Below are 25,858 nucleotides of genomic sequence, written 5' to 3'. Positions count from 1 at the left end.
TCTATTCGTAATTTCGCTCGAAAACTCCTGGTGGCATCTGCGAGATATGAAACTCAATCATTTGGTTAAACGCAAAAAGTAGCGCGGAAAAATCTTGCTCAGGCTCGAGAATAGATAAAATATGGTAGCCCGCTTCCACTGTTGACAAAGCATTACTCGTTGGGGCTTTTCGAATACGATAATCGCCTTCAAGATCCGTTGGTAATTGCACCATTGGCAGCTTATGAAGGTTCGTTGATAACGTCCAAATCTTATAGGCCTTTTTCCATGTACCATCGAGTAAAATAATACGAAACGGACGTGTGTCATGGGTTTGATCGAGCTGCTCTAGTGGCTGAGATTGCTCACCAAGAAATAACACGCAAGTTCGAACACTGTCATCTGCCAATAATGCGTTAAGTGCAGTATCATCTGAAAAGTCTTCACCAATGAATACCTGTGTCGAAGGCAAGGACAGCTGCAGTATTTTAGCGGTTCCAAGTGGGCGTTTTTCCTCACTTGGATGCTGCAAGATAATCAATTCAGATCGGCTGTTAATTGATGTAATCCATTGACAGATACAGGCACGCTTTGCCTTAAAACATTGAGGACAATATCGCAACATGACCTTTTCTTTCGTCATAAGACTGGCTCTCATCTTACTACTTTGCATGGTGTTACAAATACCCGATCTCCAAAATTGGGCCGTGTGGCATCGTGAGGCTATTTATAACGGTGAATGGTGGCGGATAGTAACAGGAAATTTCTCTCACACCAACCTTGCTCATTTAGCGATGAATATGGCAGGACTTGTCGTGATTTGCTATTTATTTAAACCCACCGTAAAAGCGCTGTATACCCTGCTCGCACTATTATCGCTCTCTGTGGGGGTTGGCTTGCTAGTCACGCCCCTTGATGCCTACTTGGGACTCTCTGGCGTCTTGCACGGCCTGTTTGCCTACTGGGCATTGACCGAGTGGCTATCCGGAAGAATGAGCAGTGTGTGGTTGGTGCTGGGCGTGAGCATAAAGGTGGGGTGGGAATCGGTATTTGGTGCGTCAGCCTCCACACAAGATTTGATTGCTGCCAATGTGGCAACCGAGGCCCACGCAATCGGCGTGGGCGCTGGATTTACGTTTGCGTTATTGTACTGGCTATATCAAAAACGTCATTTACAATAAGATTCTGGCACGGTTTTTTCAACCGTAGCAGGCCCCACGCCTTTCACTTGCGTCAGGTCATCAATGGTTTTGAAGTCGCCGTGCGTATCGCGATACTCAACAATACTTTTTGCTTTTTCAATACCAATGCCGTTAAGTAACGCGGCAATTTCTTCTGGTGTTGCTTGATTCACATTAACGGTAATTTCGATGCCTTCTAGCTTATCGGCTTTGGCGGCGAAGCTCGTTGATAGTGGACTCAATGCACACAATACAATAAGCCAAACTGACAGCAATACTTTCATTTCTGATCCCTCTCTGATTAGTGATTCCTCAAAATACACTCAGCATCAAGAATGACCAGATGACAATACCTAAAATAAAACGGGCCGCTTTCGCGACCCGTTTTTATTCGACTATCAGTTGCATTGTTTTCGTGATCTCACGAGGGTTTCTCGTCAGCTCAGCGAGTTACTCAACAACATTTACTCAGAAACAATGAAGTACTCAATCTCTGTGTTTTTACGCAGAATCGTTAGCACTGATGCTAAGTCTTGTTGAGTTGCAGCACGCTCCATCTGAGCACTAATTTGCTCGTTATACATAGGATCAGCATTTGACGCCACTTTACTCAGCTCTACCACTACGACATTGCCGTCCGCGTCTTTCGCTTGAGCAAAGGTCAACGCGCCTTCTGCTGGTTTCGTCATTGCAAAGACGGTACCAGCCAGTGCTGAACTACGATCAATCGTTTCAAGCTCACCAAAGCTTAACTGGTTCTCCGTCAGAGCGTCAGTGTTGCCTTCTTTGAGTTCGTTAACGAGTTGAACGCCAAGCTCCATCGCCGCTTGCTCACCTTTCACGCTTGCTAGTTGTGAGGTCACTTGCGCTTTTACTTCATCAAGAGGTAATACGGTTTCAGCACGAATGTCTTCGACACGAACAACTACAATATGTTCTGGCGCGACTTCCATTGCCTCAGAGTTCAAGCCGTCTTCCTTCACTTCAGGTGATTGAAGCGCTTGTACTACTGATTGGTTCTGTAGTACGTCTGGCAATTCTGATAGTGAGATAAAGTCTGTTGTTACTACATTTTGCTTAATTGCAGCGGCAGCATCATCAAGTGAATCAGGGTATTCAAAGGCGATTTTTTCCAACTCATTTTGTAAGTTATAAAAATCATCAACCGCAAGTTGATCAAGCAGCTCTGCAGAAATTTCATCTTTGACTTCAGCTAAAGGCTTAGACTCTGAAGCTTTGATTTCATCAAGTTTAATGATGTGATAACCAAAGTCAGATTTCACTAGCGCTGTTACGTCACCGACATTTTTAAGCCCAAACGCGGCTTCTTCAAATGCAGGGTCCATAACGTCACGCTCGATCCAACCTAAAGAACCGCCTTCTTCAGCACTGCCGATGTCTTCAGATTTCTCTTGCGCCAATGTTGCAAAGTCAGCCCCTGCATTCAATTCGTCTAAGATAGCTTGTGCTTTAGCTTCATCATCACCTTGAACCAAGATGTGACTCACTTTACGCTGCTCCGACGTAGAGTACTTATCTAAGTGCTCATCGTAGTACTGCTGAATTTGCTCGTCTGAAATTTCTACGTTGTCTTTTAGCGCTTGAGCAGATAATTCAACGTAAGATACTTTTAGCTGTTCAGGGCGAGTAAATTGCGCAGGGTTAGCATCGTAGTACTGCTGAATTTCTTCGTCAGTAATCTGCGCTTGCTGTGCAAACTCTGCAAGAGAGAGCGTCAACGTCTTAATGTCTCGAGTTTGAGTCAGTAGCTGGCTTTGCAACTCGATTTCGCTAGGAAGCGTAAATTCACTGCCTTGCAAAGCAGAAAGAAGTTGGTTGCGTACTAAATCTGTACGTAAGTATTCAGCAAAGCTATCGGCACTGAAACCTGCACGTCGTAGCGTTGCTTGATAAATATCTTGATCAAACTTTCCGTTACTTTGGAATTGAGGCATTTCTAAAATCATTTGACGAATCTGAGCGTCACCAATTCGAAGGCCTAAAGACTCTGCGTGTTGCTCAAGTAGCACATCGTTAATCATGCGATCAAGAACAGACTTGCGGAATGATTCCACATAATTTGGATCAGCCAAGAGCGTCGAGAAATAGTCGCCCATTTGAGATTGCATTCGATTACGCTCATTTTGGTAAGCCTGCTCGAATTCGCCACGACCGATCTCAACATTGCCAACTTTTGCTGCGGTGTTACCACTGCCACCCGCGATGTAGCTACCTACGCCTGCGAACACAAAAGACAGGATGATGAGTCCAAGGATAATCTTAACAGCGATACTGTTCACGCCTTCGCGCATTCGCTCCATCATAATTTTATTACTCTCCAGATAGGAAGGTTTATCTTCTACTGAATAGGATAATATCAGAAAAAGAAATGCGCATCAGTAAGATGCGCATATTTAACAAAGGTTGGCCTTTTTAGCCAATCAAACCCCAAAAAGGTTCGATTTTTGCTCAGTTGGTAATCAATTTACTTCCAACTGTAACAATTGATTAGTTACAAGCGTCTTTCAGCGCTTTACCAGCTTTAAACGCTGGTACTTTTGCTTCTGCGATTTGGATTTCATCACCCGTCTTAGGGTTACGGCCTGTACGTGCTGCACGAGTACGCACGCTGAAAGTACCAAAGCCAACTAGTGCAACCTGGTCGCCATCTTCTAGTGTTGTGCTTACTGCTTCGATGAATGCATCTAGCGCACGTCCAGCTGAAGCTTTAGATAGGTCTGCGTTCTCTGCGATTTTTTCTACTAATTGAGTTTTGTTCACTGTGTTTCCCCTTAGTGTTACCGAGTTATTATTTTGAAAAAGGTAACGTTAGTTCCGTTCTAGTAATAAAAGACCCTAAGCCTTGTCTATCAAGGGTTCAGAGTTACATAGCTAAAGTTAGTGCGACAAAAAAACGCTGACAAGCTTTTTTTACTTATCAGCGTATTTCTTTTACCTAAATTTGGAGCACATCACTATTTTACAGGCTCAAATGCGACGCCAAGTGGTGAACGCTCTAGCGCAACTTCCAGTACATCATCAATCCATTGCACCGGAATGACCTTTAAATCGGCAATAACGTTGTCAGGAATCTCTTCTAGATCACGTTCATTATCCTTAGGAATCAGCACGGTTTTAATACCGCCTCGATGCGCCGCAAGGAGTTTTTCTTTCAAGCCGCCAATCGGAAGTACTTCGCCACGAAGAGTAATTTCACCCGTCATTGCCACTTCAGCTTTTACCGGATTACCCGTTAAACTAGACACTAAAGCGGTACACATCGCGATACCCGCACTTGGTCCATCTTTAGGCGTTGCTCCTTCAGGAACGTGCACGTGGATATCACGTTTTTCATAAAAATCGGTATTAATACCCAATTTCTCTGCGCGAGCACGTACCACTGTCATTGCAGCCTGAATAGACTCTTGCATGACATCACCCAATGAATACGGTTTGGGTCAACTTGCCTTTACCTACCATTGACTCGGTTTCAATCGTAAGTAGATCGCCACCAACCTCTGTCCAAGCAAGACTAGGTTACCTGACCAATACGATTGCTGTCGTCAGCTTTACCAAAGTCGCAACGTTGTACACCAAGGAACTCTTTCAAGTTATCTTGATTAACGACCACTTTCTTCAGTTCAGTGTTGAGCAAAATGTTCTTCACCGCTTTACGACAGATCTTTGAAATCTCGCGCTCTAGGCTACGAACACCTGCTTCACGGGTGTAATAACGAATAATGCCAATAATCGCTGAATCTTCAATCTCGATTTCGTGTGGCTTCAAGCCATTACGTTGCACCTGCTTATCCACCAAATGACGACGAGCAATATTGAGCTTTTCATCTTCGGTGTAGCCAGACAAACGAATCACTTCCATACGGTCAAGCAAAGGACCTGGAATATTCATTGAGTTAGACGTCGCTACAAACATCACATCAGACAGATCGTAGTCCACTTCTAGATAGTGATCGTTAAAGGCGTTGTTTTGTTCTGGGTCGAGGACTTCAAGCAAAGCTGATGAAGGGTCACCTCTCATGTCAGAGGCCATCTTGTCGATTTCATCTAACAGGAATAATGGGTTTTTCACGCCCACTTTTGACATTTTCTGAATCAACTTACCCGGCATTGAGCCAATATACGTTCGTCTGTGACCGCGTATCTCAGCTTCATCTCGAACCCCGCCTAATGCCATACGTGTATACTTACGGCCTGTAGCTGACGCAATAGAGCGCCCTAGCGATGTTTTACCAACGCCTGGAGGACCAACAAGACAAAGGATTGGACCTTTAAGCTTGTTGATACGGTTTTGCACCGCAAGATACTCAAGAATGCGCTCTTTAACACGTTCTAAACCATAGTGGTCTTCGTTAAGCGTTTCCTCAGCTTTCGCCAAGTTCTTTTTCACTTTAGAGCGTTTCGCCCAAGGTACGCCGACCATCCAATCGATATAGCTGCGAACCACTGTCGCTTCAGCCGACATTGGTGACATCATTTTAAGCTTTTGCAGCTCTTGTTCTGTCTTTTCTTTCGCTTCCTGAGGCATTTTGGATTCTTCAATCTTTGCCTTCAGCGCTTCAAATTCATCCGGTGCATCGTCTAAATCACCAAGCTCTTTCTGAATCGCTTTCATTTGCTCATTCAGATAGTACTCACGTTGTGATTTTTCCATCTGCTTTTTAACGCGGCCGCGAATACGCTTCTCAACTTGCAGTAAGTCTATTTCAGACTCCATCTGCCCCATCAAGAACTCTAAACGCTCAGACACATCAAGTAACTCTAGTACTTGTTGCTTATCCACTAATTTCAGTGGCATATGCGCAGCAATCGTATCTGCGAGACGTGCAGCCTCATCAATACCACTCAGTGACGTGAGCACTTCTGGCGGGATCTTTTTGTTTAGCTTAATAAACCCTTCGAACTGATCAATAGCACTACGAACGATGACTTCTTCTTCGCGTTCTTCAAGCTCTGGGGTAATAAGAAATTCAGCGTCCGCCATGAAGAATTCTTCATCACGGTAATGATTGATTTTTGCTCTTTGCTGACCTTCCACTAGAACTTTTACTGTTCCGTCTGGAAGTTTTAATAATTGAAGAATCGTGGCAACGGTGCCTGTGGTGAAAAGATCTTCAATGGTAGGTTCTTCAGTATCTGCTTCTTTTTGAGCGACGAGTAGGACTTGTTTGTCATTATCCATTGCCGCTTCCAAGCAACTAATGGACTTTTCGCGGCCAACAAACAAAGGAATTACCATGTGTGGGTAGACCACAACGTCGCGCAGAGGCAATACCGGGATTTCGATACGCTCGGAACGTTCCAAGTTCATATTATTCTCTCTTCCGCTTAGTATTATTTTCTGTATATGGGGGCGTATTCGTTGGATTCAATAAAAGAATAAAAAAAGGAGGTATCCAATACCTCCTTTTTTATCACTCTTGCAAATTAGTCTGCACTTGCGACCTGATTATCATTATTGCTGTAAATAAGCAGTGGTTCTGATTCACCGTTTATTACACTTTCATCAATAACAACTTTGCTCACACCTGTAGCAGATGGCAGCTCATACATCGTCTCTAAAAGGACACCTTCTAAGATTGAACGTAGACCACGAGCATAGGTTTTACGTTCCATTGCTTTTTTCGCAATTGCACGTAAAGCATCTTCACGGAATTCAAGCTCTGCACCTTCAAGGTCAAATAACGCACCGTACTGTTTCGTTAGGGCATTCTTTGGTTCATTCAATATTTGAATCAACGCTTCTTCATCAAGCTCCGTCAATGTCGTTGTAACGGGTAGACGACCAATAAATTCCGGAATAAGACCGTACTTCACCAAATCTTCAGGTTCTACCTGCTTAAACAACTCACCTAGGCTGTCTTAGTTTCATCTTTAGAGCGTACTTCAGCGCCAAAACCAATACCTGCGCCTGTCGCAACACGCTGATCGATAACTTTATCAAGACCTGCAAACGCACCACCACAAATAAACAGAATCTTCGATGTGTCTACTTGTAGAAATTCTTGTTGAGGGTGCTTACGACCACCTTGTGGTGGAACGGAAGCGATCGTGCCTTCAACGAGTTTGAGTAGTGCTTGCTGAACACCCTCACCAGATACATCACGGGTGATCGATGGGTTTTCCGCTTTACGCGAGATTTTATCAATCTCATCGATATAAACGATGCCGCGCTCAGCTTTGGCTACGTCGTAGTCACACTTTTGAAGAAGTTTTTGAATAATATTCTCAACATCCTCACCCACATAACCCGCTTCGGTCAATGTGGTGGCATCAGCCATCGTAAATGGTACGTCTAGGAAACGAGCAAGCGTTTCAGCAAGTAGCGTTTTACCACTACCCGTTGGACCGATAAGTAGAATGTTACTCTTACCCAGTTCAACACCATCAGCTGTTGTATCACCATTGCGAAGACGCTTATAGTGATTGTATACCGCAACTGAAAGCACTTTTTTTGCGTAGTCTTGACCGATTACATAATCATCGAGGTGCGCGCGAATATCTTTTGGCGTTGGCAACGCTTCGGATTCTTTTTTCGGGAGCACATCTTTAATTTCTTCACGAATGATGTCGTTGCATAAATCAACGCATTCGTCGCAGACGTAAACAGAAGGGCCCGCAATTAGCTTGCGAACTTCGTGCTGACTTTTGCCACAGAAAGAGCAGTACAGCAGTTTACCACTACCACTCTCTTTGCTTTTATCTGTCATTCGCTAACCTCTTAGCCTGTACTTTCTATGATTTGAGTGTATATCAATTTAGACCAAAATGCGCCCGAGAATTAATCATTCTAGGCGAACAATTTGGTCTATTTACAATCAAACCGTTATGGATCAACCTCGTTGGGTCAATACCTCATCAATAATGCCGTATTCAGCCGCTTGTGCCGCTGACATGAAATTATCGCGATCCGTATCTTTTTCAATCACTTCTAGTGGCTGACCCGAGTGCTCAGCGAGTAACTTGTTCAGCTTCTCTTTAATTGTCAGGATTTCTTGAGCGTGGATCTGAATATCCGACGCTTGCCCTTGGAAACCACCAAGTGGCTGATGAATCATGACGCGAGAATTTGGCAGAGCAAAACGCTTACCTGGTGCACCACCCGCCAATAGGAATGCCCCCATTGAACAAGCTTGACCAGTACATAACGTACTTACATTCGGTTTAATGAATTGCATCGTGTCGTAAATCGACATACCCGCGGTCACACTGCCACCTGGTGAATTGATGTATAGGAAGATGTCTTTGTCAGGATTTTCTGATTCTAAGAAAAGCAGTTGGGCAACCACAAGGTTTGCCATGTTGTCTTCCACTTGACCCGTCAAGAAAATGATTCGTTCTTTTAGTAATCGCGAGAAAATATCATAAGAGCGTTCACCACGGGAAGTTTGCTCAACAACCATAGGTACTAGCGCGTTCATAATTGGCGACATTGCATTTTTTTCTTGGTAGCTCATATTCTTATGTCCCTAAAATAAATGGCCCGGATGATAAACATCATACGGACCATTGTTAGCAGAGAAGTCGACTCTAAGTCAACCTTCTATACAAGATATTGCTTATTGAGCTGGTTGCTGATTCATTAGCTCGTTGAAGCTAACTTCTTTATCAGAAACTTGTGCTTTAGCAAGAATCGCATCAATCGCTTGCTCTTCTAGTGCAACGTTGCGCATGTTGTTCATCATTTGCTCGTTTTGCTCGTAGTAAGCGATAACTTCTGTTGGATCTTCGTATGCTGTTGCCATTTCAGCGATAAGTGCTTTCACTTTCTCGTCGCTTGCTTCTAGCTTCTCAGACTTGATTACTTCACCAAGAAGAAGACCAACCACTACGCGGCGCTTAGCTTGCTCTTCGAACAATTCACGTGGAAGTTGCTCAGCTGCTTCAGGGTTGCCACCGAAACGCTGTGCCGCTTGCTGACGTAAACCAACAATTTCTTGGTCGATAAGTGCAGAAGGAACGTCCATTTCGTTCTCTTTTACTAGACCGTCAAGTGCTTGCTCTTTGATACGGTTTTTGATCGCTTGCTTAAGCTCACGTTCCATGTTTTTGCGAACTTCAGCTTTAAGTGCTTCAACACCGCCTTCCGCTACACCGAACTTAGATACGAACTCGTCAGTTAGCTCAGGAAGCTCACGCGCTTCAACTTTGCTTACTTTAATTGCGAATTTCGCCGCTTTACCTTTTAGGTTTTCAGCGTGGTAATCTTCTGGGAAGTTTACGTCGATTTCAAATTCCATGCCTAGGCAGTCTTGCCTTTAACACCGTCTTCAAAACCAGGGATCATGCGACCAGCGCCCATCTCTAGTGGGAAGTTCTCAGCTTTACCGCCTTCGAATTCTTCGCCATCGATAGAACCAACGAAATCGATAGTTACGCGCTTACCGTCTTCTGCAGCTTCTTCAACTTCAGCCCACGTAGCTTGTTGCTTACGTAGCGTGTCGATCATTTCTTCAACGTCAGAGTCGTTAACTTCAGTTGCTGGCTTTTCAACAACGATGTTTTCTAGGCCCGCTAGTTCAACTTCTGGGTAAACTTCAAACGTTGCAGCAAAAACAAGGTCTTGACCCGCTTCGTTTGAAACAGGAGCGAACGTAGGTGCGCCTGCTGGGTTGATTTTTTCAGAAACGATTGCTTCGATAAAGTGGCGTTGCATTACTTCGCCCATTACGTCTTGACGTACTGCTTGACCGTACATTTGCGCAACCATTTTCATCGGCACTTTGCCTTTACGGAAGCCATCAAAACGACGGTTTTTCGCGATGTTGCGTAGTTCAGCTGTCACTGCATCTTCGATGTTTGCAGCAGGAACAGTAATGTTTAGACGGCGCTCTAGGCCCTCTAGAGTTTCAACAGTAACTTGCATTCTATAAACCTCAGTTTGGCTCAGCGTTAGCCGAGCATATGAGCATCCATATCAAGTAAACGATATGACTATCAACTTAAACGATACTTCAGCTTCATCCTTGTTAGTGCACTAATGCACCTTCTAAATGGGTATCGATAATCATCAAACATATTTCATGACTACCGGACTAATAAGTGACGTCTTCTTTTATGAAGGGTTACTTCGAAGGCATCTCCAATTAGTCTCAGGACAAAATTTCAGACGCGACATTCTAGCGATCTCAATCTATGGTGTCGAGTCGAACTCCAATCAATCGGTGGTTTTGTCACTAATTACTCAACGAAACGAACAAACCAAAGAGTTTCCTCTCGGTTCCAACCAGAAATGGGGACAATATTGCCATTTTCAAGAAAATAAACGTTTTTTTTGTTAAACCTTTAAAAACGCGAACTAAGTCCCCTTTCCTAGCTTGCCACCTCTCAGTTCATATAACTTTTTCGCCACATATTCATCAAATTCGTTAACCTATGCACAAGCGATATGACGGAGGTACTATGCGATTAAAACAGATATTATTCGGCCTAACCGTCCTGTTTATTGTCCTTTCTACCCTAGGAGGAAAATGGTACTGGCAACACAACTTTGCGTTACTTAAAGAGCAACATGAAAGTTGGCTCAACCGATTTGTTGAAAATATCGACAGCAAACTCGATAAATATCGTCATATCCCGCAACTGTTATCGCAAGACAAAGAGTTAGTCGATGCCCTACTCACCCCAAACAACAGTGCTCAGCTTGAAATCACTAACCGTTATTTATCGCAAGCCAATCATGTTGTCCAAGCGTCTGACACCTATCTCATCGACAAGTTCGGTAATACCATTGCGTCGAGTAACTGGCGCCTCAAGCACTCTTTTATTGGTAAAAATTTCGCTTTCAGACCTTACTTTCAACAAGCTATAAGGGGTCAACAGAGCACTTACTTTGCCTTGGGCTCAACTTCTGGACAACGTGGTTACTATTATTCTTATCCCGTGACCTACGCCGCCGAGCATATTGGCGTTGTGGTGGTTAAGATGGATCTCTCCACGATTGAGCGAAATTGGCAAAGTGATACCAGTATCTATGTCGCGACCGATAATAATCATGTGGTTTTTATGTCAAGCCAAACGGAATGGCTGTTCCACAGCTTAGCTCCGTTGTCTGCTAGGTACGTTGAATAACATCAAACGCTCAAGACAGTATCTCTCTACGTCTATTCCCGATCTCGGTTTTAAGGGGTTGTTGACGGCAGACTCGAGCATTATTACCAAACCAAACAATACTCTGTTTACTCAGAGTTACTTAATGAGCCAACGAGATTCCGGCGTACCCAATCTCACTTTGAGGGTACTCACGCCACTTTCTACGCTTTACATCGATATATTCGCGTTTGTGTTTATCCTGTTTCTGTTATTTATCACCGCTTATTTGATTATGGTAGTGATTGCTACACGCCAATCTAAACATCGACAAATCGCGCGCCTTCAAGCAGAAGCAAAGCAAAAGCTGGAATTTCTAGTGATGGAAAGAACCTCGGAATTACATGTCGAAATAGATGAACGAGTCAAAACTGAAAAAGCGCTCCGGAAAACACAAGACGAACTGATACAAGCTGCAAAGCTGGCGGTACTTGGACAAATGTCGGCGAGCATTAGTCATGAGTTGAATAACCCGCTCGCAGCCATTCGAAGCTTCGCTGAAAATGGTCAGCGGTTTATACAAAAACAAAAAATTGACCGCGCGGAAGATAACCTAGCCCGAATTGTTGCGTTAACGGAGCGTATGGCAAAGATAAGCCAACAACTTAAATCCTTTGCCAAGCGTAGTGACGCCGATGAACTGTGTGAAGTCAGCCTAACACCCATTATTTTTTCCACGCTTGAGCTAATTCAACCACAATTAAAAACGAGCCAAGTTGTCCTTAATTACACCGCCACAGAAGATGAAATTCTGGTGTGGGTCAATCCGATTCAAGTTGAGCAAGTGCTGATCAATTTAATTACCAATGCCATTCAAGCAATGGCATTGCATGAGGTAAAGCAGCTCGAAATTTCTATTCAAACACATACCCTGAGCGTCGATATCCATATCGATGATTCAGGACCCGGATTAGACGATCATGCCCTTAGTGAACTATTTGAGCCCTTCTATACAACGAAGGATAACGGACTAGGGCTGGGGCTTTCGATCTCCCAACAGATTATCCACAACCTCAATGGGAAAATATCCGTGGCCCGCTCTCCTCTTGGTGGTGCGCGTTTTACCGTTTCCCTTCCCACCCGTCATGCCACGATAATTAAGGAATAATCTATGAGCCATGTGTTTTTTATCGACGATGAAACCGATATCCGCATCGCTTTGCAGCAAAGCTTTGAATTGGCTGATATCAATGCGCAGTGTTTTTCTTCAGTTGAAGATGCGCTGCTAGCACTTCAAGATCAGCCCCCTCCGCTGGCAATTATTTCCGATATTCGTCTGCCCGGCTTATCCGGCATGGATTTGCTCAGAACCATTACTCACCAACATCATGCTATTCCGGTTATTTTAATCACAGGCCACGGCGATATCTCCATGGCGGTGCAGGCAATCCAAGAGGGTGCCTATGACTTTATTGAAAAGCCATTCTCTGCCGATAGGCTTATTGAAACTACGTTGCGTGCCATTGAGAAACAGCAGTTGACTCTAGAAAATGAACGCTTAAAGCAGTCACTAAAAGTCAGTCAAACCCTAGGGCCAAGAATTATTGGTGACACGAATATTATTCAAGAATTAAGGCACACCATTACTGCCGTGGCCGACACCAGCGCAGACATTTTGTTGTTTGGCGAAACCGGAACGGGTAAAGAACTGGTCGCTCGCTCTTTACATGAACAAAGCGCACGACGCGATGCAAATTTTGTCGCCGTCAACTGTGGCGCGGTACCTGAAAACCTAATAGAAAGTGAACTATACGGCCATGAAAAAGGTGCATTCACAGGTGCTGATTCTGCACGCATTGGGAAGTTCGAACACGCTCAAGGAGGCACGCTGTTTCTTGATGAGATTGAGTCAATGCCAATACAAGCACAAATCCGTCTTCTCAGAGTATTACAGGAGAGAGTGATAGAACGTGTCGGCTCCAACAATTTAGTGCCGCTAGACATCCGAGTCATCGCCGCCACTAAGGTGGACCTCAAAAAAGCCGCTGCTCAAGGTACCTTTCGTGAAGACCTCTACCTACGGCTGAATGTCGTCACGCTACAACTCCCACCATTGAGGCAGCGTAAGGAAGACATACCTGCGCTATTTCATCACTTCTTGTTGGTTGCCGCCGCTCGCTATGGCAAAGCTTCCAACGCTCTGCCTGCCACCGATCTACAAGCATTGATGAGTCAAGACTGGCCAGGAAATGTGAGAGAACTGCGCAACTGTGCGGAACGGTTTGTACTGTTAGGAAAGTTAAGTAACTTGGCTGAGCCTAATCAAGAGCCTACCGATTCGCCACTCACCACCCAAGTCGCCGATTTTGAAAAAGCGCTGATTGAACAGGCGCTAGCAAGCTGTGATGGCAAAATAAACGACACCATGAACGTACTGCAGACCGCTCGAAAAACGCTTTACGACAAAATGCAAAAATATGGGCTAGATAAAAACGACTACAAAAATGAATAGGCGGACGTGCACATCAATAGCTACCTTTCTCTCCCTTTATTGCTAAGCAACATAATAGTGACGAAAATAAGCTCGAAATCTATTTATCGACTTCTATACTGAAAATAACAGCAACAATTTATTAACAAAAGAGAGGTCGCGCATGGGTGAAAAAACCACGGTTCCCGCCATTACCGAGACCATTGAAATTGATGGCGTCTATTATGTCGAGCAACGAGAATACACTGACCGACGAACTCAGCGTAACCAACGCGTATTTTATGAGCGTCGTTCGCAACCCGATCCACGCACCGCGCATATCAAACACATTGACGAGGAAGTGTAACCTTCCTCGCCATCTGTTATGTACAGCCAAGCACTGAACAGCGGTGTGTTGACCTATTTTACGCAGTCTAGTTGTACTGGTAGTCATCTTGTTTCTGCTTGAGTTCACGCTCAAGTGTGACGCCTATTTAGTAATAATTTCAGGGCCCATGAGTAACGTTGGTAACCACGTTGACACCCAAGGGACATACGTCACGATAATTAAGAATAAGAACATCACGCCAACCCAAGGCAACGCCGCTTTGACCACGCCCATCATCGACATCTTTGCCACACCAGCCGTGACAAATAGGTTTAATCCCACTGGCGGAGTAATCATGCCTATTTCCATATTCACCACCATCATGATCCCTAGGTGAATAGGATCAATACCAAGCGCTATTGCAATTGGGAAAACCAATGGCGCGACAATAATCAGAAGCCCGGAAGGTTCCATGAATTGCCCACCAAGCAATAACAGAATGTTGACCACAATAAGGAAGGTAATCGGTCCCAGCCCTGCTGACAGCATCGATTCAGTGATCATCTGCGGGATGCGTTCTTCTGTTAACACATGCTTCAATATCAGCGCATTGGCGATAATGAACAACAACATGATTGTCAGCTTCCCTGCTTCATAAAGCGTGTTTTTGGTATCTTTGTGTACAAAGGTCTGCACAATTTTCACGATAACTGGTTGGCGATTTTCTTTATCAGCAAACGGCCCCATATCTTTATAAATAAAATTCGCAATCAGAAATGAATACACAGCGGCAACAGCCGCGGCTTCCGTTGGTGTGAAGATACCGCCATAAATACCACCTAAGATGATCACCACCAATAACAAGCCCCAGCTTGCATCTTTGGCAGCATCAAAGGCTTCTTTCCAGCCGACAAAAGGTTGCTTAGGTAATCCTTTTACTCTTGCAGCAATGTAAATGGCAATCATCAACATTAACCCTGCAAGCAGTCCCGGAATCACCCCACCCAAAAACATTCGTCCTACGGATACATCCGTCGCCGCAGCATAAACTACCATCACGATCGAAGGTGGAATCAGTATTCCTAGTGTCCCTGCATTACAAATAACGCCAGCAGCAAACTCTTTGGTGTAACCATTTTTAATCATCCCTGCAATAACGATACTACCAATAGCAACTACGGTAGCCGGGGACGACCCAGATAGCGCGGCAAACATCATGCACGCAACAACCGACGCCATGGCCAAACCACCACGAAATGACCCGACCATTGCAATAGCGAAACGAATAATACGCTTCGCCACGCCACCAGTAGACATAAAGCTGGATGCTAAGATAAAGAACGGGATCGCTAGCAGCGTATAGTGACCAGCAAAGGCATTAAATAACGTTTGAGCCACCGAGGCTAAAGACGCATCGGAATGCATTAACAAAAACAAAATGCTCGATAAGCCTAGTGAGATGGCAATTGGCACGCCCACCAGCATGAAAGCAATAACCATTAAAAATAGAAATAAAATCGCCATAGGTTACTGCCCCTTATCCTTGGTATTGCCTAACGTACTGTGCTTACTAGATTCACTGGCTGCTATATTTTCGAAGGCGTTATCTTCAGCCATCTCAGCCTTTAGCGCCTCTAAGTCTTCTTCGGCTTCGTGACTAGGCAATCATGCGATCCATTTTTCCTGTCACCACCTGATAAGCAACATGCAAGAAACGATAAGTCAGCATTGCCATGCCAATTGGTAGCGCCATGTAAGGGATGAATCGAGGCAGTTTCTCGTAACGCTCGCCTTCATTGAGCCAATCCGCCAAAAATTGCAACATCTCAGGCATAGGGATATCGTCGGTTTCATACCACGCTCGCTCGGTGACAAATGGATACCAATAATTCCAAGAGCCGATTAGCAGCAGTATCGAAAACGTTAAGCAACTCAGTACCGCGATAATGGCGCACATTTTACGCCACTTGACGGATACCATATTGATGATGACATCCACGCCAATATGAAAATGTTTTTTAACACCATACGACGCGCCAACCAGTACCATCCACGCGAACATAAAGACGGTTAATTCAAGTGCCCAAAGAATATTGTCGTTAAACACATAACGAGAAATAACATTGGCGAAAGTCAGCAGCGTCATCGCACCAAGAAAAAAGGCGATCAACGCTTCTTCAAATGCATCGGTCACCTTACCGATTTTTGTCGTTATTGATTGTTCCATGTGAACCATCACTTTTTATAAATAGGGAGAAGAGAAGTTGGCCTTGCGTGAACAAGGCCAAACTTGGGTTTGATGGTATTACTGTTGGTTTGACGCCTGCGCAGCCTCTATCAGCTCCGAGCCGATATCTTTCTCAAACTTTGCCCACACAGGTTGTAGCGCTTCTACCCACAGCTGACGCTGTTCGGGCGTTAACGTTCGAACTTCCCCACCCGCTTCAATGATGTTGTTTTTGTTAGCTAAGTTGACCTGACTGGATTCCGCATTGCGCGTCTCTGTCACTTCTTTAATGATAGTGCCAAGCTGGTCGCGAACATCGTCGGGTAGCCCTTTCCAAAAATCATTCGACGTCACAACTAAATAGTCCAAAATACCGTGGTTAGTCTCAGTCACACCATCTTGAACTTCAAAAAACTTTTTGCCGTAAATGTTCGACCATGTGTTCTCTTGCCCATCGATAACCTTGGTCTGCAAGCCACCGTACACTTCTTTAAATGACATTTTTTGTGGGTTTGCACCAAGCTGTTCAAACTGCGCCACTAATACATCGGATGCCTGAACACGGAACTTTAGCCCTTTCGCATCTTCTGGCACCAATAGCGGTTTATTGGCTGACATTTGCTTCATACCGTTATGCCAAAACGCCAGACCTTGTAAGCCTCGGCGCTTCATGGCATTTTTTAGCTTGTCACCAGATTCTGAGTTCTGGAAGCGGTCTACGGCGTTCACGTCTTCAAATAGAAAGGGGAGATCAAAAATGCGGTATTTTTTCGTGAACTTTTCAAATTTTGATAGCGATGGTGCAGCGAGTTGTACATCACCATTTAGCATGGCTTCGAGCACTTTATTATCATCATAAAGTGTCGAGTTTGGAAAAACCTGCATACACGCCTTGCCGTTCATCTCGGTATTCACACGCTCTTCAAGTAACGATGCCGCGATGCCTTTTGGGTGTTTGTCGGTATTCGTTACATGACTAAACTTAATAACAATTTCACCCGGATCGCAATTGGCGGCCGCATTGAAACTCGCCACAGACAGGATGGAAACCGTAAGTAGGGATAGAGGCTTTAACATTCTTATTCTCCTTGGATTGAAGCAGTCCCTTCAATGGGTACTGATACTTCTATAGAGCAAGTTGAATGCCAACCATAAAATGTATTTATATTTCAGTAGTTTAAGTTTATATTTATATCTAAGATCCGAAATGGACTAAGAAAATGGGGGGAAATGACCCATCAATTACGTTAGAAAGGGTAAACAATGACTCATTTCGTACTGTTACTATCTGTGCTTTTTTATTAGAACGGTAGATTACTTGTATGCAACTAATTCACAGTAGTGAGCCCGATATTGACAGCTTTCTACGCGCTCAACTCTTCTCAACCCTGCTTGTTTTAGCATAGATATAAATGTGTTTTCTTTTATTAAATGCGAATATTTAGTGAATTTATATACGTCTCCAGCGATTGAAATATCTACGTCCCACTTACGTTTCAACGACGCCTCATCGTGAGTTATCTTTTCTCTTACTCGTACTGGTAGGCAATTGACTGATTTCTCTTCGTGCTCAATCACCAATGGTGCATCGAAATTAAAGTGTTTCTCTGAAGGAATATCGATATATAAACACCCATCGTTTCTTATCGCTTTATAGATCCCATTAATCGCTTTTTTAACACCATTAAGATCTCCCAACATCTGATGTGACTCCCACATATCAGAATAAACGATTGAATTCCCTCGACATAAAACTAAATCGAAGGACTCTGGCAATTTATAGCCCAATTCATCCCACTGAATTTTTAGGGGACTCGTTTGCACATTATCTCTATGCGCGTTTTCACTAAACCGACGTAACATGTCACTACATGCATCCGAGCAGACAATATTATGACCCGTTCTAATTAAATCGATAACACCAAAACCAGTGCCTACCGAGCAATCTAAGACACGGCCAAAACGATAAGGTTTTATAATGGACTCTAACGATTCTATGAGGGTATCCCTGCAGGTCACTGCATCTAAATAATAATCAATTTGGGCTGGGAATGACAAAGGCTTCACAGGGCACCCTCTCGCTCTTCGTATTGGTACTCACCATCGTTCCAAGATTTCAAGCGATCTCTATCTATCTTGCTGTTATGTCGCTTATCGGTCGGCAATAAAGAGGGATAAAGCATAATATTCGACGACGCATACCCTAAACCCAAAAGCTTCTCTTTGATGACATCAATATTTACGAATCCTTGTTCGGACTTAGGTACAACTACCGTAACATGCTGATTATTATCACAAATAACAGCACTGGCACTAATTCCGGTATGTAAGTTTATAAACTGCTCTATCGCGTCAGGACAAAAATAATTATCGCCGTATGAAATAGCGTACTTTTTGCGAGTCATAAACCACACAACACCATGATCATCAACGTATCCAATATCCCCCATTTTATGCCAAGTAAGATCACTCTCAGGAATGCGTACCTTTGATCGTTTTGTCAAATCTGGTTTTCTAAAATATTTACTTGTTACCCGTTCACCAGCAACGATGATCTCACCGATTGTATTAGGTTTCAGAGGGAGCGATAGAGCTGAATTGCAGTCTACTGATATCACCTTCACTTGAATGCCATCACACGCGGTACCTAATGGGATTCCCATCCCCTGCGCAGTCTTGTCTAGTGATAATGTTTTAAAGTCTTCATAACGAATCATCGTAAGTGGAAGTAATGCCTCAGTACTTGCATAAGGAATATAAATATCGCCTTTATTTAGTAACGAGTTCAACTTTCTCAACATATTTAAATTCAAAGATGCTCCCGCTGTCGATATTATTTTTATATAATCAAGGCTATGAGATTGGGTTTCTAGGCACTCAATAACACGAACCCAAAACGCTGGTGATGCGAATATATATTGACATCCATAACGCTCCATTTGATGCAAGATATTGCTAATAGGCATAAGATTAGGCTGTAGAGAGTTAGTCTCAGGAATAATAGCTTTTCTATTGTTATAGATACACGCCAGAGCTAGGTATGGAAACAATACAAATTCTTTATCAACCAATTTATGAATTTTATTTAACTCTTGCGCCTGTGACTTCAACTGTCCAATAGTCCATGGAACGCCTTTCGGTGTTCCCGTCGTTCCCGTCGTATACAGTAATAAACACTCAGTTGAATCAGAAACCATGACTTCAGGATAGTCCGATGGATCTATCGCCCATAATTCTATTGATGAACAAGTCGTGAACCCTTCGATTTTCTTATCACTAAGCCATAAAACTGGCTTTAGCTCGTCAATACACTCGACAAGTTGGCTCTTTTTCTGGCTAACATCTACCAAACTTGGAATGGCGCCAATCATAAAGCAACCATATAGAATTGAGTAATAATCAAGTGAGGCTGGCACAGACACGATTACATGGTCATTTTGACGTACACCAGACGCCCATAAACGACCCGCTACTTGTCTACTGCACGCCAATAACTCAGACGCTATATATTCCTTTCCTAACGCAGCATCAATAAGAACTGTATTATTATCCTCTGAGGAACTTTGAATAAGAGATTCAATAAACGTGTTCATATGTTACCTATATAGCGAAGTGAGCTATGGAGTTTATACTCACTTAATATATAGGTCTTTTGTAATTATCATACCTTGTAGACATTTCAAATAACCAGGAAACCAACAACATTGTAAGTTACAAACAGCTCGTTAGCATAAAAATAGTACAGCCCAGAAAACGCCAATATTATTCCCCCTATTAACAAGCAATAACTAATACAAATCACCACCTACAGTCCAAGATAATACCATTTATTATCGAAGGTAATTCCAGAGTTTTAGTGATTCACTTATCGTCAGAAGACTTAAGGGGTACTAATTCCGACTTCAGACCCGATTTCAGATAATAAGTGCGACTAAAAGAGGTATTAAGTGCTAAATAAAACACTCGAACACCCCGCTACTTACCTAAATCGCCGCTTTTACCGCTTTGGCTAGCTTCTTCGCAGTCTTTTTAGCATCGGCATTTGGGTCATTAAAAAAGTCTGTCACGACATCGAAGATAGCACCTTGCACGTAACTCGTTGTCGCCATTCCTTGTGACACACTCGGCACCAGATCACCGCTCCTTTCTGCCATTTTAAAACTCGCCAATGAATCCAGTGAGCATTGGTCGAACTTAGACATGTCTAAATCCGTTCTGGCAGGTAGTGAACCTTTTTTTAGATTAAAGGTTTCTTGAAAGTTTTTGTCTAAGATTGCGGCGGCAAGTGCTTTCTGGGCATCCACATCACCACTGTCTTTTAAATCAAAAAAGGCGAAACTATCAATGTTGTAAGTAAACTGCTCCGCCGTACCCGGTGCTGGCGCACAAATAAAGTCTTTACCAGGTACTTTACCTAAAGCAATAAACTCACCCTTTGCCCAGTCACCCATTATCTGCATTGCCGCTTCACCGTTGGCGACCATAGAAGTCGCTTTATACCATTGACGCTCTGGTGCGTCGCTGTCCATATAGTCGCGCAATTTCTTGAACTTGACGAGCGCTTCTACCATTTTATCGCTGGCCAACATTTCTAGGTCAAGCTCAACAAATGCCTTTGTATAACCTTCTGTTCCCAGAACACTTAAGGCGATCGTTTCAAACATGGTCGCATCTTGCCAAGAGCCGACGCCATTTGATAATGGTAAGTAACCAAGCCGACTTAATCTTTTCAGCGACAACAAAAAACTCATCTAGAGTGGTAGGCACACTCACCCCGGCTTTTTTTAGTACCGCTGGGTTTGCCCACAACCAATTGACTCGGTGAATATTCACAGGAACAGCGACATATTCACCATTAAATTTCATTATATCGGTAACGATTTTCGGAACTATTGCATCCCAATCTCCCGCTGCCGCAACATCATCTAAATTGGTTAAAAAGCCAAGGCTTCCCCACTCTTGAATATCGTGGCCTTTTATTTGGGCTGCGGATGGCGGATTACCTGATACGGCGCGCGTTTTGAGTACCGTCATCGCCGTTTCACCGCCACCACCGAGCGACAGCAAAATCCTTCCAGGTATGCCCCTGCTTTTCAAGACTGAATTTTAACGGCTGTACTGCTTTTGCTTCACCACCAGATGTCCACCAGTGAAGCACCTCCACCTCTCCTGCATAGGAAAGGTGGGGCAGCAATGCAGGTGTACTCAGTGCTAGCGTCAATAACAGTTTGTTTATTCTCATTGTCGTTCACATCGTCGTCGTACAACACTCGCAGTCCACGAGCTGTCTAGGGTGAAATAGATAGAAGTTCATCGGTTTTCACTAAGTTTCTAGTTTATAACTAAGCTTCTAGTTTTTACTAAGCTTCTAAGTTTATTACTAAGCTTCTAAGTTTGGCGGGATGAAGACTTGTACCTCTAGGCCGCCAACATCTGCGTTTCGCATGATTAAGTCCCCGCCTAAGCCGTGGAGAATACTGCGGCATATCCCAAGTCCCAAGCCATGCCCATCTTTATCTGTTGCCAATCTCACATACGGCTCAAAAACCGCTTCAATTTTCTCTTTCGGGATACCCGGCCCTTTGTCTTGAATCGTCACGATTATCCAATTCGGTGTTTCTTCAACGTTAATGAACGCTCTATCCCCGTACTTAACCGCGTTATCCACTAAGTTGGTTAGCACTCGCTTAATCGCAAGTGGTTTGGCAATAAACGGTTCAATCGGCTCGGAAGTGACCGATACTAGCGTATGCACTTGGTTATGCATTTCAGACACACTACGGATAATCTCATTAAGGTCGATATAAGCGTTGTTTTCATGCAAATCCGTGTCACGAACGCACTGCAGCGCACCTTTTACCATCATTTCGAGTTCATCGAGATCAAGATTGAACTTGTCACGCTTAGCGTCATCATCAAGCAACTCGGCACGCAATCGCAATCGCGTAATTGGCGTTTTTAAATCATGAGAAATCGACGAAAACAGATGTTCACGATCGGCAATGTACTTACGAATACGCGTCTGCATGCGATTAAAGGCCCGAGTTGCCGTCACAAGTTCTGTCGCGCCTTGTTCAATAAGTGGCGGCTGGTCAATATCCATGCTCATATCATTCGCCGCTTTTGCTAGACGCCTTAACGGTTTCACCTGCGCTCGAACCAGTAAAAAAGTCAGCAGCAATAGCAATGTGGTAGAGGTGATCAAAAACACCATTTGATCTTGAGTCAACATCGTATCATCGAGCTGGATATACGGAGACGGTAACAAGGCTGCGATATATAACCATTCGCCTTGGGCAATTTTTAACTGTACAACCAGCACTGGAGGATCAAGCGGTCCAAGCGTGAGTGTATGGTGCGCCCATGACTTGGGTAAGTCATTGAGAAAAATATCGTTTTTTAATAATCTTAAATTTTCCGCTTTGGAGAACTCAACACTAACCGCTTGAATCGATGGTAGTTTTTCATTCAATACGTCGCTGACCGATGTCATCGAGGCCAGCTTTAACGGGGTATCTGGAATCGGGTCGACGATCAGCTCTTCTTTATTAAACGATACGAAGAAGCGTGTGCCACCCATATTACGGATTTGGTCTAGAACAATATGTCGGTATTTGATGGGCAACTTTTGAAAAAAGTCACCGTCGATGCAAACATGTTGGCCATGCTGGCAGAGGTATCTCGGATGCCCGCCAGTTCATCTTGCTTGGTTTTTTGATACCAGATAGCGGTTAGAACGCCCTGTGAGCAGACTACTGCTAACAGGGTTAATAACAATGTGCGGGCAACTAAAGTATTGAGGTTAAAGCGTCTTAACCAGCGGGAACGAGACATCAGGGTTTCACCATTTTAACTTAGTGCTATTCTAGCTTAATGCAATCTTGGCTTACCGCCATTCATCATGAACAACGGTTACATTCACCAGCGACTAATACCCATACTCAACCGCAACGGAAAGAATATAACCATTACCACGCATCGTTTTAATGTAATGTGGGAACTCGGTACTTTTACCTAGCCTATTACGGATTCGGCTCAATTGAACATCAATCCCGCGTTCAAAAGGTAGCGCTTCTCTACCGCGAGTCGCAAATGAAATGGTGTCCCTATCCAATACTTCATTGGGCTTAGACAAAAACAACATCAATAACGCAAAATCACTACCAGATAAATCATGATGGCGATTGGTCACCCGATTCACCATACGTTGCGATAATGTATCAAGACGCCAGTCACCAAAATCAATCGTTCTTGGTGGCTGTTCATCACGATCTTCATGAATGTGAGCTCGTCTCAATAGCGCTTTAATACGCGCCATCAGTTGACGAGGGCTGAATGGCTTAGCAATGTAGTCATCTGCGCCAATCTCCAGACCAATAATCTGATCCGTTTCATCTGAAACGGCTGTCAGCATAATAATCGGCACTTGCGAGTCACGACGTACACGTTGACATAACGTAAAGCCATCATCACCAGGTAACATGACATCCAATAAAATTAAGTCTGGATAGCCTTTCGCTTTGATGAACAACTCCATTTCAACACCATCTTCTGCTGTGGTGACCTGAAAACCCGATTTACTCAAATACTCATCAAGTAATAAGCGGATCTCCTCATCGTCATCTACGACAAGAATGTGTGTCTTTGGTTGCATTTCCAATCCTTAATGATTACGTCACAGCCTATAGTGTAAGGCTTTGTGGTTTTATTTATCATCGCTTCATTAATAAAAGTAACACACGAATCTTGACTAAGATCACGAAAGTGATACTTAACAAGCCATGTAAAAACTGATAGCACAAAAAGTATTCAACTTTATGAAGAGCAACTGATCTCCATTTTTTTCCCCCAGCTTGGTGGGGGCGCAGCTAACGCTGCTGATTCGGGATGCTCATCGTAGGGCGTTGTTAATACCTTGAACAGTGTATTAACTAAGTGAAAGTTGCCCTGCTCCGCCTCTTCGATGGCTTGTTGAGCCAAATAATTACGCAGTATGTATTTGGGATTTACCGCGCGCATTCCATCACAACGTTCATCAACCGATAACGGCTCTAGCGTTGCCCGAGCCTGATAACGTTGCAACCATTTTTCAGCTTCTGCTTTATCACTGAACAAGTCCAGTACTGGTGTCTTTCCGCTGGTATCTAGGTTAGAAAGCGTTCTAAAAAACAGCGTAAAATCGACCTGATGACGCTCAATAAATTCAAATGCATCATTGAAGAACACACCGTCTTCGCTCTGTTTCGTCAATAAACCAAACTTGGCGCGCATCTTTTGGCTGTATTCGCTCTGTAAGGTAGCGGTGAACCCTTCAAGCACGTTATCCAGCTCCGCTCGCTCGATAAATGGTGACAATGCATGTGCTAAAGCGGTTAAGTTCCACAACGCAATAGAAGGCTGATTGTCAAACGCATAGCGCCCCTGATAATCGGAGTGATTGCAAATATAGCCCGGCTCATAGTCATCGAGAAAAGCAAACGGTCCGTAGTCAAACGTTTGTCCTAGCACCGACATGTTATCGGTATTCATCACACCATGAGCAAAACCAACCGACTGCCACTGGGCGATCATCTGCGCAGTTTTTGTCACGACTTGATTGAAAAAATACGCATAAGGGTGAGCCTGATTCAGACCGTCTGGAAAATACCATTCAATCGCCTTATCTAGCAGTAGTTTTAGTTCGCTATGTTGTCCGGTGTAAAAGAAATGTTCGAAATGACCGAAGCGAATATGCGTTTCCGCAACCCTCACTAGCATAGCTCCCTGCTCAACACGCTCTCGATAGACTGGAGTCTCGCTGACCATCATGCCCAATGCTCGGGTTGTTGGGATACCTAGCCCATGCATGGCTTCACTGCATAAATACTCTCGAATCGTTGAACGAAGTACTGCCCGACCATCTCCCATCCGAGAATACGGTGTTTTCCCCGCCCCTTTAATATGAATGTCTTGATAAACACCATTTTTGTCTTCTATCTCACCAAGGAGTAATCCACGACCATCACCTAAATCGGGGTTATAGACCCCAAATTGATGTCCAGCGTATTTCATTGCCAGCGGCGATAGAGAATCAATGGACTCCGTTCCAGACAATACTGCTAATAGCTCTGGGTAATCATCAACGTGTCGCGGCAATCTTAACTGCGTGGCAAGATCACTATTCCAAGCCACCCATTGCGGCGCCAAAAGCGGCGTTGGATTCACGGCAGTATAAAAGCTCGCGGGAAATTCAGTAAAGCGCGTGGAGAGATGAATACTATCCCAAACCGACATAGGTAAACCCTTTTACAGCAAATATGGTGTAATTAGAGTATAGCGATAAGATTGTAATAAAAAAGCAACAAAAAGAAGGGTCTTTAGCCTAGAGGAGCACCCAGAAGCCAATGTTTAATTGGAATTTGAACTGTCCTCTAAGAAAGCAGGTAGGGTTAGATTAGCGCGAGAATGGCAACCACTGAACCGAGTGAAAATAAGCAAGTACGGCTAATAACGCCAAAATTTGAATGTTGGATCATTTCATGATGCATAGGCAATTTCTCCTTTTTATTACACTACAATTACAATTTAGTACGAAGTGGCCATTTTTTCAATATTATTGATGCAAATCTTTGAATTCGTACCAACAA

At 43.8% G+C, this 25,858-nt stretch carries 14 protein-coding genes and 7 pseudogenes; 4 read left to right on the top strand and 17 right to left on the bottom strand.

Annotated elements, in window-relative coordinates:
- Window position 1 precedes the first annotated feature (1 nt).
- The gene (locus AC0L66_RS05335; RefSeq protein ID WP_265675949.1) at window positions 2–604 is read right to left on the bottom strand and encodes a tRNA-uridine aminocarboxypropyltransferase; all 603 of its coding nucleotides are present in this window, start codon (window positions 602–604) and stop codon (window positions 2–4) included.
- Here AC0L66_RS05335 and rrtA point away from each other — a divergent pair.
- Entirely contained in the window at window positions 603–1,160 is a 558-nt protein-coding gene (gene rrtA / locus AC0L66_RS05330) for a rhombosortase (protein WP_473568615.1), read from the top strand. The genes AC0L66_RS05335 and rrtA overlap by 2 nt on opposite strands.
- Here the strand turns inward: rrtA and AC0L66_RS05325 are convergent.
- The 7 genes and pseudogenes from AC0L66_RS05325 to tig all read right to left on the bottom strand — a co-directional run bounded on the left by AC0L66_RS05325 (window position 1,148) and on the right by tig (window position 10,044).
- Entirely contained in the window at window positions 1,148–1,444 is a 297-nt protein-coding gene (locus AC0L66_RS05325; protein WP_473568614.1) for a ComEA family DNA-binding protein, read from the bottom strand. The genes rrtA and AC0L66_RS05325 overlap by 13 nt on opposite strands.
- Before the next feature lie 180 nt (window positions 1,445–1,624).
- Window positions 1,625–3,484, bottom strand: coding sequence for a peptidylprolyl isomerase (gene ppiD, locus AC0L66_RS05320; protein WP_473568613.1), 1,860 nt, complete (start codon window positions 3,482–3,484; stop codon window positions 1,625–1,627).
- A 184-nt stretch (window positions 3,485–3,668) separates the two neighbouring features.
- Window positions 3,669–3,941 carry an HU family DNA-binding protein gene (locus AC0L66_RS05315; protein WP_102470995.1) on the bottom strand — a complete coding sequence of 91 codons (273 nt, stop codon included), beginning with the start codon at window positions 3,939–3,941 and terminating at the stop codon, window positions 3,669–3,671.
- 194 nt (window positions 3,942–4,135) lie between these two features.
- Window positions 4,136–6,489, bottom strand: a pseudogene (lon, locus tag AC0L66_RS05310) (endopeptidase La).
- A gap of 116 nt (window positions 6,490–6,605) precedes the next feature.
- A pseudogene (clpX, locus tag AC0L66_RS05305) lies at window positions 6,606–7,888 on the bottom strand (ATP-dependent protease ATP-binding subunit ClpX).
- Window positions 7,889–8,011: 123 nt separating this feature from the next.
- Entirely contained in the window at window positions 8,012–8,635 is a 624-nt protein-coding gene (gene clpP / locus AC0L66_RS05300) for an ATP-dependent Clp endopeptidase proteolytic subunit ClpP (protein ID WP_250618449.1), read from the bottom strand.
- 102 nt (window positions 8,636–8,737) lie between these two features.
- Window positions 8,738–10,044, bottom strand: a pseudogene (gene tig / locus AC0L66_RS05295) (trigger factor).
- Window positions 10,045–10,580: 536 nt separating this feature from the next.
- Here tig and AC0L66_RS05290 point away from each other — a divergent pair.
- The 3 genes and pseudogenes from AC0L66_RS05290 (at window position 10,581) to AC0L66_RS05280 (ending at window position 14,044) form a co-directional block, all read left to right on the top strand.
- Window positions 10,581–12,375: pseudogene (locus tag AC0L66_RS05290) on the top strand (sensor histidine kinase).
- 3 nt (window positions 12,376–12,378) lie between these two features.
- Window positions 12,379–13,719: a sigma-54-dependent transcriptional regulator gene (locus AC0L66_RS05285; protein ID WP_473568611.1), complete on the top strand. Its 1,341-nt coding sequence runs from the start codon at window positions 12,379–12,381 to the stop codon at window positions 13,717–13,719.
- A 142-nt stretch (window positions 13,720–13,861) separates the two neighbouring features.
- Window positions 13,862–14,044, top strand: a complete 183-nt coding sequence (locus AC0L66_RS05280) for a hypothetical protein (RefSeq protein ID WP_265675920.1) — start codon at window positions 13,862–13,864, stop codon at window positions 14,042–14,044.
- 123 nt (window positions 14,045–14,167) lie between these two features.
- Here the strand turns inward: AC0L66_RS05280 and AC0L66_RS05275 are convergent, their stop codons facing one another.
- From AC0L66_RS05275 to AC0L66_RS05235, 9 genes and pseudogenes are all read right to left on the bottom strand, one after another.
- Window positions 14,168–15,529, bottom strand: coding sequence for a TRAP transporter large permease (locus AC0L66_RS05275; protein ID WP_473568610.1), 1,362 nt, complete (start codon window positions 15,527–15,529; stop codon window positions 14,168–14,170).
- Between the two features lie 3 nt (window positions 15,530–15,532).
- Window positions 15,533–16,232, bottom strand: a pseudogene (locus AC0L66_RS05270) (TRAP transporter small permease).
- A gap of 78 nt (window positions 16,233–16,310) precedes the next feature.
- Complete coding sequence (locus AC0L66_RS05265) at window positions 16,311–17,309, bottom strand: TRAP transporter substrate-binding protein (protein ID WP_265675923.1); 999 nt, start codon at window positions 17,307–17,309, stop codon at window positions 16,311–16,313.
- Window positions 17,310–17,546: 237 nt separating this feature from the next.
- Complete coding sequence (locus tag AC0L66_RS05260) at window positions 17,547–18,299, bottom strand: class I SAM-dependent methyltransferase (RefSeq protein ID WP_473568608.1); 753 nt, start codon at window positions 18,297–18,299, stop codon at window positions 17,547–17,549.
- Window positions 18,296–19,825: an AMP-binding protein gene (locus AC0L66_RS05255; protein WP_473568607.1), complete on the bottom strand. Its 1,530-nt coding sequence runs from the start codon at window positions 19,823–19,825 to the stop codon at window positions 18,296–18,298. Before AC0L66_RS05255 ends, AC0L66_RS05260 begins: the two co-directional genes overlap by 4 nt.
- 390 nt (window positions 19,826–20,215) lie before the next feature.
- Window positions 20,216–21,474: pseudogene (locus AC0L66_RS05250) on the bottom strand (ABC transporter substrate-binding protein).
- 138 nt (window positions 21,475–21,612) lie between these two features.
- Window positions 21,613–23,066 (bottom strand): annotated as a pseudogene (locus AC0L66_RS05245) (ATP-binding protein).
- 94 nt (window positions 23,067–23,160) lie between these two features.
- Window positions 23,161–23,886 (bottom strand): response regulator, encoded by a 726-nt coding sequence (locus AC0L66_RS05240; RefSeq protein WP_265675928.1) that lies wholly within the window; start codon window positions 23,884–23,886, stop codon window positions 23,161–23,163.
- 161 nt (window positions 23,887–24,047) lie between these two features.
- A complete protein-coding gene (locus tag AC0L66_RS05235) occupies window positions 24,048–25,505 on the bottom strand; it encodes a protein adenylyltransferase SelO (RefSeq protein WP_473568605.1) in 1,458 nt (485 codons plus the stop codon).
- Window positions 25,506–25,858 lie beyond the last annotated feature (353 nt).

The sequence above is a fragment of the Vibrio sp. GJ43-1 genome (assembly GCF_055808835.1).
Note: the sequence above shows the minus strand (reverse complement) of the source record. Positions and strands in the feature narration are given on the sequence as shown.